Source organism: Citrobacter sp. Cf125 (assembly GCF_030333935.1).
Classification (GTDB): Bacteria; Pseudomonadota; Gammaproteobacteria; order Enterobacterales; family Enterobacteriaceae; genus Citrobacter; species Citrobacter freundii.
Genome location: NZ_JAOWEY010000025.1, coordinates 88,084 through 101,419, shown reverse-complemented (window position 1 = coordinate 101,419; position 13,336 = coordinate 88,084). Strand labels below are relative to the sequence as shown.

At 49.0% G+C, this 13,336-nt stretch carries 12 protein-coding genes; 5 read left to right on the top strand and 7 right to left on the bottom strand.

What is annotated here, in order from left to right; all coding sequences use genetic code 11:
- Window positions 1–80: 80 nt before the first annotated feature.
- The gene (locus OGV89_RS17195; protein WP_200002989.1) at window positions 81–1,178 is read left to right on the top strand and encodes a 4Fe-4S binding protein; all 1,098 of its coding nucleotides are present in this window, start codon (window positions 81–83) and stop codon (window positions 1,176–1,178) included.
- A 183-nt stretch (window positions 1,179–1,361) separates the two neighbouring features.
- Window positions 1,362–1,871, top strand: coding sequence for a hypothetical protein (locus tag OGV89_RS17190; RefSeq protein ID WP_225624061.1), 510 nt, complete (start codon window positions 1,362–1,364; stop codon window positions 1,869–1,871).
- A gap of 99 nt (window positions 1,872–1,970) precedes the next feature.
- On the opposite strand, the gene foxA is transcribed toward OGV89_RS17190, so the two are convergent.
- The 3 genes from foxA to OGV89_RS17175 all read right to left on the bottom strand — a co-directional run bounded on the left by foxA (window position 1,971) and on the right by OGV89_RS17175 (window position 6,214).
- Complete coding sequence (foxA, locus tag OGV89_RS17185; protein ID WP_286559017.1) at window positions 1,971–4,079, bottom strand: ferrioxamine B receptor FoxA; 2,109 nt, start codon at window positions 4,077–4,079, stop codon at window positions 1,971–1,973.
- A 121-nt stretch (window positions 4,080–4,200) separates the two neighbouring features.
- A complete protein-coding gene (locus OGV89_RS17180) occupies window positions 4,201–5,184 on the bottom strand; it encodes a helix-turn-helix transcriptional regulator (protein ID WP_061549897.1) in 984 nt (327 codons plus the stop codon).
- Window positions 5,185–5,308: 124 nt separating this feature from the next.
- The gene (locus tag OGV89_RS17175) at window positions 5,309–6,214 is read right to left on the bottom strand and encodes a LysR substrate-binding domain-containing protein (protein ID WP_286559014.1); all 906 of its coding nucleotides are present in this window, start codon (window positions 6,212–6,214) and stop codon (window positions 5,309–5,311) included.
- 109 nt (window positions 6,215–6,323) lie between these two features.
- Between OGV89_RS17175 and OGV89_RS17170 the strand changes: the two genes are divergently transcribed.
- Window positions 6,324–6,953 carry a LysE family translocator gene (locus OGV89_RS17170; protein ID WP_121539774.1) on the top strand — a complete coding sequence of 210 codons (630 nt, stop codon included), beginning with the start codon at window positions 6,324–6,326 and terminating at the stop codon, window positions 6,951–6,953.
- A 100-nt stretch (window positions 6,954–7,053) separates the two neighbouring features.
- Here the strand turns inward: OGV89_RS17170 and OGV89_RS17165 are convergent, their stop codons facing one another.
- The 4 genes from OGV89_RS17165 to pepT all read right to left on the bottom strand — a co-directional run bounded on the left by OGV89_RS17165 (window position 7,054) and on the right by pepT (window position 10,953).
- The gene (locus tag OGV89_RS17165) at window positions 7,054–7,290 is read right to left on the bottom strand and encodes a hypothetical protein (protein ID WP_003838687.1); all 237 of its coding nucleotides are present in this window, start codon (window positions 7,288–7,290) and stop codon (window positions 7,054–7,056) included.
- 96 nt (window positions 7,291–7,386) lie between these two features.
- On the bottom strand, window positions 7,387–8,016 hold the full coding sequence (locus tag OGV89_RS17160; protein ID WP_032937024.1) for a DUF2913 family protein: 630 nt from the start codon (window positions 8,014–8,016) through the stop codon (window positions 7,387–7,389).
- Between the two features lie 322 nt (window positions 8,017–8,338).
- Window positions 8,339–9,700 (bottom strand): C4-dicarboxylate transporter DcuC, encoded by a 1,362-nt coding sequence (gene dcuC / locus OGV89_RS17155; protein ID WP_003830889.1) that lies wholly within the window; start codon window positions 9,698–9,700, stop codon window positions 8,339–8,341.
- Complete coding sequence (gene pepT / locus OGV89_RS17150) at window positions 9,697–10,953, bottom strand: peptidase T (RefSeq protein WP_071698317.1); 1,257 nt, start codon at window positions 10,951–10,953, stop codon at window positions 9,697–9,699. The genes dcuC and pepT overlap by 4 nt, the downstream gene beginning before the upstream one ends.
- A 1,316-nt stretch (window positions 10,954–12,269) precedes the next feature.
- Between pepT and OGV89_RS17145 the strand changes: the two genes are divergently transcribed.
- Both OGV89_RS17145 and OGV89_RS17140 read left to right on the top strand, forming a co-directional pair.
- Entirely contained in the window at window positions 12,270–12,527 is a 258-nt protein-coding gene (locus OGV89_RS17145) for a YjhX family toxin (RefSeq protein WP_003021255.1), read from the top strand.
- A 10-nt stretch (window positions 12,528–12,537) separates the two neighbouring features.
- Window positions 12,538–13,284 (top strand): SAM-dependent methyltransferase, encoded by a 747-nt coding sequence (locus OGV89_RS17140; protein WP_046669781.1) that lies wholly within the window; start codon window positions 12,538–12,540, stop codon window positions 13,282–13,284.
- Window positions 13,285–13,336: the final 52 nt, after the last annotated feature.

Sequence of the window (13,336 nt, the reverse complement as noted above, 5' to 3'; positions counted from 1 at the left end):
AAATCTAAATAGCGCTAGCATATCCCGGTGATAACGCCTTCTGAATGCAGAAGGGGAAATATGAGGGATAGTAAAAAATCATGAATGGGAAGAAGAGAACGCGCTGGCAGCGCCGTCCTGGCACAATCGGAGGCAAACTGCCGTGGAATGACTGGCGCAATGCCAGCAGCTGGCGAAAAGCCACCCAGTTTCTCCTGCTGGCTATTAATATTTATATTGGCGTAACGTTCTATTACTGGGTCCGCTATTTCGAAACCGCCGGCACCAGCATCTATATTCCAAGGCCTGGTGGTATTGAGGGATGGCTACCGATCGCGGGCTTGATGAATATCCGCTATACGCTGGAGACTGGTTTTCTTCCTCCCATCCATGCCGCCTCCATGTTGCTGTTAGTTGCGTTTATCCTGATTAGTCTGTTGTTAAAAAAAGCCTTCTGTTCGTGGTTATGTCCAGTGGGCACACTGTCCGAACTGCTCGGCAATCTGGGGAAAAAAGTCTTTGGTCGCAACTTCACGCTGCCGCGCTGGCTGGATATCCCGCTGCTCAGTCTGAAGTATCTGTTGCTGAGTTTCTTTTTGTATATCGCCCTGTCGATGCCTGCACAGGGGATTCAGTATTTTCTAATGTCGGCCTATGGCATGATTATCGACGTGAAGATGCTCGATTTCTTTCGCCATATTGGCCCCGCTACGCTCATCTTTGTTGTCGTTATCAGCGTCCTGAGCCTGTTTATTCGCAATGCCTGGTGCCGCTATCTGTGCCCTTATGGCGCGCTGCTCGGCCTGTTCTCGCTATTCTCGCCGTTTAAAATCCGCCGTAACGCAGACAGTTGCATCGACTGCGGAAAATGCGCGAAAAACTGCCCGTCGAATATCCCGGTCGACAGACTGATTCAGGTGCGTACCGTGGAATGCACTGGCTGCATGACCTGCGTTGAATCCTGCCCGGTAGCCTCAACGCTGAGCTTTTCACTGCAGACTCCGCCTGGAGCACAAGGCAACGGTGGTAAATCGTTATGGCGTCAGAGGACGCTGTCAGGTGTTGCCATGACGCTACTGGTGCTTGGCATTCTGTTTGCCACCATTGGTTATGCGGTTTATGCCAATGTCTGGGATACGCTAGTACCCGATCATATGTATTTCCAGCTGATCCCGAAGGCAAAGATGATCGGCCATTAATTTTTGTATCAGTATGTTCAAAACCCTGCCAATTCTGGCAGGGTTTCCCGTCTGTCCTGCCATTTTAAGACAATTGAACTTGTGCCATCGTGCTCTCGTTTATACAACCTTAAATATCATCCGTAATAATTTTTCTATTTTGTTATGGGCGACTGGGATCAAAATAATGAACGGGATAACATCATGACTAAAATAAAACTGGTACTGCTATTACCTCTGTTTCTGGCAGGTTGTACGATGAGTGACGGAGAATTAAGAAACGCTTACGCTCAGCATTATCAGCAACCTACCGCCTATGTAGATGCTTATAAACAGAAAATAGCCAGTATGGATATTCATGCGCTGGCCCAATACGCCGCCGCAGAAGATAAGAAAAAAATGCGTGGGCAGCCAAGGCTGAAAATCGACGAATTTATTACCATTGAGAACGTGCAGGCGAAAGGAAATCGGGTGGTTTACGATTACTCACTGTCCGAAAACTGGCTGGCGCTGTCCGCAGATAAACAGCGCGAGAAGCAGACCAATATGAATAAAGACCTGATCTACCGTACCTGCTCGCTGGAAACGGTACGCCTGGCGCAGGCAAAAGGGCTGGAAGAAGAGCATAACTATTACAGTCAGTACCCAGACAAAGTCGCCTTTACTCTGAGAACCAGCGCACAGATTTGTATGCAAAACGGTTTTACACAATAACCGCAATCCACTATGCCTGATGCGCTACGCTCATCAGGCATACAATTTGCACACTGCACCAGGCCGGATAAGGCGCCAGCGCTGCATCCGGCTAAAACATCAGAATTTCCAGGACACACTGCCGACAATGCTGCGCTCGGCGCCGAAGTAGCAGTATGAGAGCGAGTTACAGGCCGCAACGTAGCGCTTGTCGGTCAGGTTGTTAACGTTCAGCTGCGCGCTCAACCCTTTAATACCGATATTCGTTAAGTCGTAACCAATCACCATATCCACCAGAGTGTAGGACGGCAGGGTGTGAGTATTCAGGCGATCGCTGGTAATACCGTTAACGTAGCGCACGCCTGAACCCAACGTCAGACCGTCCAGCGGACCACTTTTTACATCGTAGCTCAGCCAGGCACTGGCCTGGTTACGCGGGGCGTACACTGCGCGCTTGCCCTGCTCTTCCGGGCTGCTTTTCTTATAGCGAATGTCGGTATAGGTATACGCCGCCTGCAAACGGAAGCTATCCGTCAGTTGGCTAATTGCCTCCAGCTCCACCCCTTCAGATTCAATTTCCCCAATCGAGCGGTATGGATCGGTCGGCTCTTCTTTAGTGGCTATATTCGTCTGATTGATACGGAACACCGACGCGCTGAACTGACTGTTAAGTCCTTCCGGCTCATATTTCAGCCCGGCTTCCCACTGCTTGCCTTTCATCGGGTCCAGCAGATTACCGTTCTCATCGGCAAAACTGGTGGGCGTAAAGGCAGTGGAGTAACTCACGTACGGCGCAAAGCCGTTATCGAACAAATAGAGCAACGCGGCGCGGGTGCTGAAGTTGTTTTTATCCAGATCGCTGCGAGTATCCTTGATCTTATCAATATTAGAAACGCTGACCTGATCGTAGCGACCACCGAGCGTAATACGCCAGCGATCCCATGACATCTGATCCTGCAAATAGTAACCCGTCTGGCGCAGCTTGTGTTTCTCACGCGCATACATGTCGATGTAATCAGGCTTCGCGCCGTACACCGGATTAAAGGCGTCAATCGGCGGGAAAGTCCCGTAGTAGCCGGTGGTATTGTTGCTGCGATCCTGATAGTCGATCCCCACCAGCAGACGGTGGTTTACCTGCCAGGTATCAAAGCTGCCGTCGAGCTGGTTATCCAGCGTAATCGCCGACATTTTTTCATCGGAGCCGGAGTAGCCGCGATTAAGCTCGGTTTCATTCAACCAGCCCACCGCATACACCTGGTTCAGCTCAACGTCGGTATGCAGATAGCGCAGCTTTTGCCGCACCGACCAACCGCTATCAAACATATGCTCAATGTTGTAGCCCACCATGTTTTCACGGCGATCGTATTTGTCATAATCATCCTCGCCTTCGTAAAAGGTATTGGAGATCTTTTGCCCGTAATGCGGAACCACGGTGCCGTCATACGGCAGACCGGAGTGGCTTCCGCCTTCCGGGTCACGGTGCAGATAGGCCATCAGATCCAGACGCGTCTGGTCGGTGATACGCCAGGTCAGGCTGGGCATCAGCGCGTAACGTTCTTCCTTCAATGGACCAAACTGCGAGTCCGCGTAACGCGTCATCCCGCTCAATCGCGCCGCCACTCGATCGTTATCATCCAGCGCCCCGGTGACGTCAAACGCCGCGCCGCGCTGGTTATTGTTGCCGGCAAACAGCTTCACTTCACCGCCCGCATCAAACGACGGCTTACGTGAGGTCAGCGCCACAATACCGCCCGGGGACGAACGGCCATACAGTACGGAAGCCGGGCCACGTACGACTTCGATATCTTCGAGGAACCACGGATCAACCACCAGCGAGCTGTGTGAGTTGGTGTCGCCCATCATCTTCAGACCATCGAGATAGACGTTATCCAGGCTACCGTCAGAAAAGCCACGCAGCACGATGTAGTCAAAGCGGTTGGAGGCGCCAATCTGATTGCTGTACACCCCCGGCGTATAGCTGACAGCCTGGCGCACGCTGGTTGCGCCTTGCTCTTCAAACTGTTCACGGGTAACGATCGATACCGACTGCGGCGTTTCAATATCCGGCGTGGCAAGTTTCGTGGCCCCGCTCTGCATCTGCGAGGTGACAACCACCGTATCGTTTTTTGTTGTTTCCTGCGCCAGCAGAGGAAAAGCCACGCTGCCGGTCACCCATCCCACCAGCAGCGCCAAGCGAGTCTTCGCGAACATGAATATCTCCAAAGGCATGTCTAATTGTAAGTGAGAATTATTACCTTTTTGCTGACGGAGATAGCTATGCCGGATGCCAGGTTGCCTATGCGCAGTGCCAAATTGTCAGGAAATCACGTGCGTAAAACGCAAATATGGATTAGCAAGGTTTGAGCAAATCGCCGGGCGAAAAGCCGTAACGGCGACGAAAAGCGGTAGAAAAGTTGGTGGCGTGCTGATAACCCGACATCCAGGCCGCCTGCTGTACGCTATATCCTTCCAGTAGATAGCCGCGCGCATGTTCCAGACGGCAATCGCGCAGGTAGTCGAATACCGAACAGCCATAGGCTGCACGGAACTTACTGCGCAGGCTGCTGGGGCTCATCGCCGCGCGTTGGGCCAGTTCATTAAGGGTGTAGTCATTTTCGGGACTCTCCTCCAGCAGTCGGCGAACGACCTCCAGCCGCTGCTGCTCACCGCTCGCCGCAAGACGTTTACCGCTCTCGACCTGACACATGCTGAGGCCATGACCGAACAGTTGTAATATCAGCCCTTCCAGCATCAGCTGACGAGAAACATGGCTAATGGTACTCTGCTGCGCGAACTGCAGCCCGCTGAGTAAAAACCCCGGCACCTGCCAGATAAGCGTCGGCGTCTGGCATCTTTCCCACTCGCGCATCAACGATTCAAGCAACCCCGTGCGATACGCGCCGTCAGGATACAAACCGAGCGATAATGTACGGAGTTTACTATCAGCATGATGACGGGCACGCATCGTCTGGTGCTCACTCAGGCGCGAGCTAAACGCCATGCCGGAGCGCACCACATGCTCCTGTCCGTTAAGCGTCAGGATCACGCAGCCTTCCAGTACCACCAGCATATACAGAGGACTGTCGTGGCGAGAAGTGGTTTCGTAGGGTTGCAATACCTGTACGTCGGAGTGCGTCACGCACATCCCGCAAGGGAGAGTCATCTCCTCAATTTCACCTTGCAGAACAGGGCTGCCAGACGGCAAATCCGGTCTCTGTGCCAACAGGGGAAAGCGGTAATCGATCCCGTAGCGCTCACCAAAATCCATAAACTCGCTGACGGAGAAAGTGCGAGCGACACGTCCGGAGGCATTCAGGGCGGTGGTGTTGTTCATGCTGTCTTCTGCACAGGAAATGGGATTAACGGTTTATAACTGAAGCAACATTACCATTACCTGCACAATACGACAATAATAATGAGAACCATTATCAATATAGGTAATCAGCAAAATAAACAGCTTAATCCAGCCAGTTTAGATCTGCCGAGGAGGCACACGGCGCAGCCTCTTTTAACCAGCGATACAGCAGCTCAATATTTCTGAGCCGTGTTGAAGCCTTTGGCCAGACAAGGTAATACCCCTCGCCAGTCGCCACAGCATCTTTAAACGGTAACGCCAACATCCCTGCCTGAATGGCCGCCAGGCTTAACAGCAGGTCGGCAACAGACACGCCATGACCACTCATCGCGGCAAGACTACCCTGCTCCAGGGTGTCGAACACTTTGCCTCGCGCGAGATTCAACGCCGGAAACTTCCCTGTGCGGTGCAGCCACCGACGCCAGTCGCGGCGATCCGCTGAGGGATGAATCAGTTCACAGGCAGAAAGATCGCGCTGCGCCTGCACCAGCAGTGCGGGTGAACACACCGGGATAAGCCACTCCTGAAACAGCAACCGGCTGTCGGTATCGTCACCAAAATGGCCATTCCCTAACAGGATCGCACAGTCATACGGTTCACGACTGAAGGATACCGAATCGGTATCCATCCAGACGCTGGAAATTTCGATCACCGGGGTCGGATGCGCTTCACGGAAAAGACGCAGCACATGCAGAAGCCAGCGCATTGTCAACGTAGACGGCGCTTTCAGCCGCAGCTCATGACTGCTGCTGCGAAAGGCATGACACGCGTGTTCCAGACTCTGAAACCCAGCCGTCAACTGCTGCGCTAACCCTTGGCCAGAAGGTGTTATCTCGATACGCGGGCCGCTGCGGATAAATAACTCACAGCCAAACCATGCCTCCAGCGTGCGAATATGACGGCTTACCGCGCCCGGCGTCACGTTAAGTTGAATAGCGGCTTTGCTGAACGTTCCCAGACGGGCTGCGGCTTCAAAAGCCCTCAGGGCATACAAAGGAGGTAGCGTCATCGAGAGTTTCTATGTTGAGTTTTACTCACAGTAGAGCGCAGTTTTATTCGTTTTTCAATGCGCTACGTAAACGGAATACTGGTGGAAAATATCATCAGGATAATCAGGTATGAATTTCACTTTACTGGCTGCCTATAGCCTCAGCGTAGTAACCCTGCTGTTAACGCCGGGTCCTGTCGTGGCGCTGATTACCACCACCGCGGCGCAGCACGGCTATCGCCGGGCTTTTCTCACGCTGATTGGCACTAACGGCGCTTCTTTAGTACTGATTGCTCTGGCTGCACTGATGCTAGCTGGCGTGGTTTCAATCTCTGCGATATGGCTTGGCGTACTGGGTCTTGTGGGATCGTTGTATATCGGAGTGATGGCGATTAACGGCCTGCGGGCCAGGGCCTCAAACCCCGGACTGGGTGCGCGAAAACGCAATAACAGCGGGCTTATCCACGGATTTCTGACCGGGGTCGCCAACCCAAAGGACATTTTGTTTTTCGTAGCGTTTTTCCCCCAGTTCATTGCCATTACGCAAGATTTCACCACCAGCATTCTGACGCTAACGCTGGTGTGGGTTATTTTTGATCTGACGGTGCTGTCTTTTTACATCGTGGTTTTCAAACGCTGGATACCAGAGCGCTTTGCCAGATGCAGCGGTTTTATCTCCTCTCTTTTTCTACTCGCGGTGGCGGTGTTTGGCATTATTTATAATGTACACGCACTACAAATGCTCTCACCCGCGCTGTGATCCTCAACAAATTGTTCAGCCAGACATCTCATCTTGCACCGGAAGGATAAAATAAGAACAAATCGACATTAATATTATTAATGGATTAATAAACCCGGATTCAGAAAATATAGACGATAACATTTTCATGGCGTTCAACTGGCACCCTCACCCATGATAACGCATCAACGGCGATAGGTGCCATGTCATTTTCTAAACGAAGTAGAGGTGTATTGTCATCTGGCACAACCGTGCTTTCACCGATCTCAAGAACGCCCCGAAAAGAAATGGACATATTGTCTGACGTATCCGACAACCTTATCCATTCGGTTGTAATCACTAACTTTCGAGTAAACATTCGCTATCCTTTGCGCGTGGTATATATCCGATACTTTCACAAGTAGATCACTGCTCTTTGAACAAACAGAAATTTTTCCTCTATATCAGTTAAGCATTACTTAACAGAAAGGAAATTGAAATAATGAAACTCATTCGAAATGTGTTTCACAAATTCAACCGGCAGGTTATGTTTGATGAACGTTAACTTTGCAAACTCAACATCGCCGTACACTCGAATACAGAAAGGTTTGACAATCTCGCCCTGCACGCCAAAGCACTCCTGAAGCCGGGCATCATCCATAAAGATAAAGTCACCTTTTCTGACCTTAATACTTTCATGAAGTCCTTGCCACTTCTCTGGAGTGAGCAGAAAGCTCTCCCATCCATTATTTCTCAATACTTCAATCGTATGAGTAAATTTAAAATAGTCGTTTTGCATTGTCACATCACCACTCGACGTGGCGTACAAATATTCTATTTTAAATTTAAGTTGTGCATTGATGCTTTTTTTCTTCCCCTCATCAATTAGCCACTGAAGCTCACTGACAATACTCTTCGAAAATATTTTTCTTTTTTTGGCAATAGCCAGCCAATGCATAATGAATAGATGCTCTGACATTTTAGAGTAGATCTTATGATCCTTTATTGCGATACCAATTGCAACTAACGCACTCCAGGTAAATGTTTCCAGATCATCCTGATAATGATGTCGTAACGTACTAACTCTTCCAGAATCCCTTACCACTTAAACCTGCCCAAATAAATCGTCATTGTTATTCCACGTTATTCTTGTATTACTCTATTAAAAAATTACTACAACTAAAATCGCCAAAATATGATCCAGGTTAACTTATTCCTATGTAATAAACGTGCAAATACAATACATCATACTTATTAATCATTAATCCAGAATAGCTCAACAATGTCCAATAAGAATAATGCGATAAAGATAAAAGTTAATAATAATCACCAGTAATCAATATCATCTGCGGTGATGAGAGCTGTAATCAGAAAAAGCAAACTACCGGACATTTAGCAAGCCGGAAGTTTGCTTGTTACAAACGAAGTTAATAGAAAATACCGATGATCAGGGTATGAGTTACAAAGCCCACAATCAGCGGTACGGCGGTACGTTTAACCACATCAAATGGCGTTATTTTCGCCCCACTGGAAACGGCAATCACCACGCCGGAAACCGGTGAAATTGCCCGCCCCATATGTGATGCCTGCTGCATCGGCAGGATCATGGCAACAGCGTTAGCGCCCATACTTGCCGCGATTTGCGGGATCAGCTCAACGAAAGCAAGGAATGGCGCATTACCCGATCCCATAATAATTGCTGCCGCCAGCGTCACCAGCGCAAACACCACCGCCATAGCAAATGGGGGTAATCCCACGTGCTCCGCCATCAGGATTAATTGATCAATGGCACCAATAACTTTAATCCCGTGAGCAAAAACACCTGCCGCAACCAGCAGCCCAACTACCCCGGTAAAGGCAGTGCCCATGCCTTTAAGGAAATGGCTGAATCCTTCGCATACTGACTTTAAATCACGCACCCGCAGCCATTCAATCAACATACAGACAGCCATCGAAATGAGCACAATGGTGATAATATTCAGGTTAATACCACTGACAAACATTTCCGATGATCCCACCGCCATCAGTATCGGAAGCATCGGGAGCAACGCATAAAAAGCCGGGGCTTTTCCTGAGTCAGTCACCTCAGCGCTACCGATTTCTCGTGGAAGCGTCCCCGCTTTACGGTCGCAATGCCGCTGCCAGAAGAAATGGCAGACGCCGACGACCAGCACGGTTGCCAGCGCTGCGGGTCCCTGGTGGTAAACAACGTATTCCACCACATCCATATTGACCGCTTTAGATCCCCTGATAGCATCGATGGCCGTCGGGGTATATGCCACACCAAGCGAGGTGGCAATAACCCCAGCGGCTGAGGCCGCAGAAAGCCCTAACCCCAGCATAATGGGGAACATCGTCCCCATCAGCAACACGGCTAGCCCAGTGGCGGATGGAATGGCCAACTGCAGGAGGCTGGCGAGCAGATAGGAGAAAAATAGAAGCACATAGGGCGAACGCAGCGCACGCAAAGGTTTCGTCACAACCCGCACAACCGCTTCATTTGCCCCGATATGATCCATGTAATGCGCAAATCCCATGAGCGCCATGATCATCAGGCCGAGATCGGCGGCACGCGTACTAAAGAGATCGCGCATCACCTCGAAAGGATCGAGAAATGAAATCCCCGTACTGGCAACGCCCTTCGGTAATACAGAACCCCATCCGGTTAACGCCGTACAAATCATCAACACCAGGCCAGCAATGAACAACACGGGTTCAGCGCGATAACCTTTCAGGATAAGACGCGCGACCACTACGATAACCAGTAGGGCAATTAACACCTGAATCATGACTGAGCTCTCCCCTGCGCGAACTCAGAAAAGGTTTCCTCAATGACCGCTACCACGACATCGCTGGCGGCCCGCAGTGAACGCACCGGCAGGTATTCATAAATCGAATGAAAGTTATGGGCACCGGTAAAAATATTCGGGCAAGGTAGTCCTTTCTGCGATAACACTGCGCCATCATATCCACCACGCATGGCGACAGGTTGCGGGGTAATGCCACACTTCTGATACGCGCGTAACGCAATATCAATCGGGTAGTGAGCATCGCCCTGCAAGCTATTGAACACATTGGCATAGCGATCGGTTAAATGGCAGACCACGCTGTTTTCTCCCCACAGCGCGCAGGTGCTGACGGCCAGCTGGCGGATATATGCCATACGCGCCTTATACCCCTCTTCGGTAAAATCCCGGATATCCAGCTTAAGTACCGTACGGGCGCTGTTACCCTGAAGTTGTTTTACCCAGTAATACCCTTCGCGTCCTTCCGTATACTCAGGCGCCTCTCCTCCGGGCAGCATCGCAATAAACTTATGCGCCATCAGCAGAGAGTTCTTAAGCTTACCTTTGGCCGACATAGGGTGTGCGGACTGGCCGGTAAAGATGATTTCCGCATCACCCGCGTTCCAGTTCTCATAGACAAATTCTCCAATGCCGCAGCAGTCCAGGGTATAGCCAAAATCAGCCCCAAACGCCGCAACATCAAATGCTTTTGCACCTCGTAATCCCTGCTCTTCATCAGGAACAAAACCGACCTTCACTGGCCCATGCTTAATCTCCGGATGTGCGACAAGGTACTCCAGGGCATTCATAATCGCGGCGATGGCGGCTTTATCATCTGCCCCCAACAGACTGGTACCATCCGTCACCAGCAGGTCATCACCGATATAATTTTTCAGTTCTGGAAATTCACTTTCGCGCAGATAAATTTTTAGCTCCTGGTTCAGACACAAATCCCCACCGCTGTAGTGAAGACGTTGTGCTTTTGTGTCCGCAGTCTGTTCCGCACTGGTATCGAGATGACCAAAAAAGGAAACGACAGGGATCGCGTCTTCCGTATTTGCAGGTAATGTCGCTGTCACAATAGCGGTATCCCTGACCTCAATGTTTTCCATTCCTAATGCTTCAAGTTCTACTGCCAGCAGTTTTGCCAGTTCCATTTGACCAGGTGAAGAAGGCATTATCCCATTAGCACCATTTTCCCTTGAGGTCGTGGTATTGATTTTCGTGTAGTTAATAAAGCGTTCAACAATATCCATTCCAGGAGATCCTTTAATGTATCATTTACGAGGTACTGCAAGAGAAGACCTGCATACAGCGTGGGTTGAATAATCTGAGAACAAAATAAAATCAGCATTCATCCCAGAATGCTGATTTTATGGGCATTACGACAACGATTTATAAAAAGGAAGATAAAAAGCCAGTAATTATGCCAGTAATTAAAAGCTCCGTTCTGATTGATAAAATCATATTCCCTGTCTGTTTTTACTGCATTTTCCATGGTGTTAAGCTAACAGAAGTCATAAACGGCATTCGTATATCTAAGAGATAATAAAAATCATTTAGATTCTTGCACCCAATACCGACACAAGATATACCATCGCTATATTTTTTAATGAACGAATGCTGTAACAGCAAAATGCAACCGTTTGCACCTCTCTACAAATAGCCACTTAACGCACTAAAATCCGTGAACAAAATCACAATTATTTCAAAAGCGAGAATTAACATAACGCTGAAAAACAGGCAGTTATAAGAAAAACTATATAATACCATTATAAATAAATACAAAATTATACTATTCACTATAAAATAGATTCATAGCGATACTATTTCAATAGTACCGTATGGTTCACAGAAAAAAATCTGTCGTCATCACTAATGTAAAGCAACAAGAACAATAATATTAAATTATCTATTTATGACGACTATCAAAATAATATACAGAAAAAAACCTCTGCCCTGAGAAGAGATACAGGGCAGAGGTAATACGGGTGTTAAGGACATTTTTATAGTTTTGATGATAACAGAAGAGCTTCTTGCAGGATTGAGTATACACACTTCATGACGTTAAGAAAATTCCTAAATAGAATTAAACACAAACACCATTAAAAATTCCTTTTATAATAAAGACCTGTTTATCAAATAAAACAAAATTAAGATAAGAAAAGATTAAATATCACTAATCTATAGTGTGACGCAAGTGAGACCAACTACACATCATTACGACCAATACCGCTACTGACGATGTCTGAAAATTCAATAAATTTAATACATTCATACACCGCTCAGCTAGCTGAGAGTTAAAAAATTATAAAATAAGCTAAACGCAATTTTTCGTCATAGATCACATTTTCCCGACAGGACGATTCCCCTACTCGTCCAGGCTGGTATGATTCAGCAGGTAAATATCTATCAACTCAACCCGAGGCTTTGATGCTGGAGAATGTAATCATCAGATAATCAGCTTACCGACCTTTTCAGGCCGGACTGGTTATCAATGCGCCGAAATCGAATGCGGACACCACTGTGTGTTTGCACGTTTTGCACATGATGATTAAACAGGTTTTCCAGTATGAATTTATCCCGTCAGGAACAACGTACCTTACACGTACTCGCCAAAGGTGGCCGTATTGCTCACGTCCGTGATGCATCAGGTCGTGTCACTTCCGTCGAATGCTATAGCCGCGAAGGGTTACTGCTCTGCGACTGCACGCTCGATGTATTCAAAAAGCTCAGAACGAAAAAACTGATCAAATCCGTCAATGGTCAGCCCTACCGCATCAATACCACTGGGCTGAACAACGTTCGCGCCCAACTGGATAATCGCTAAGGAGAGAGAGATGGATATCCCGAAGATTTTTACAATCAGCGAAAGCGCACATCGCATTCATAATCCATTCACCGCGCAGAAATATGCAACGTTAGGTCAGGTTTTACGGATGGCCCCAGGAACCCGCATCCTGGATCTCGGCAGCGGCTCTGGCGAGATGTTGTGCACCTGGGCACGCGATCATGGAATTTCCGGCGTTGGTATCGATATGAGCCAGTTATTCAGCGAGCAAGCCACCCTGCGGGCAAGTGAATTAGGCGTCACTGAGCACGTGCGTTTTATTCATGCCGATGCAACAGGTTATATCGCCGAAGAAAAATTCGATATTGCCGCCTGCATTGGTGCAACCTGGATTGCCGGCGGCGTTGCCGGAACGGTCAAACAGCTGGAACAAAGTCTCAAATCAGGCGGTATCCTGCTCATCGGCGAACCGTACTGGCGCCAGATACCCGCAACGGAGGAGGTCGCTAAGTCTTGCGGCGCGACCTCAGTGACTGATTTTCTCTCTCTGCCAGAACGCGTTTCGTCTTTCGACCAGCTCGGTTATGACGTGGTTGAAATGGTACTGGCGGACCAGGAGGGTTGGGACAGATACGAGGCGGCAAAATGGTTGACGATGCGCCGGTGGCTGGAGGCAAATCCGGACGATGAGTTTGCCGTCGAAGTCAGAGAGCAACTGAGAAGTTCACCAGCACGCCACGTTACCTTCACCCGGGAATATATCGGGTGGGGCGTGTTCGCACTCATGCAGAGGTAATATCTCCTGTCGGTATAGCCAGGCTGGTTATACCGACTTTTTCATCTCATCG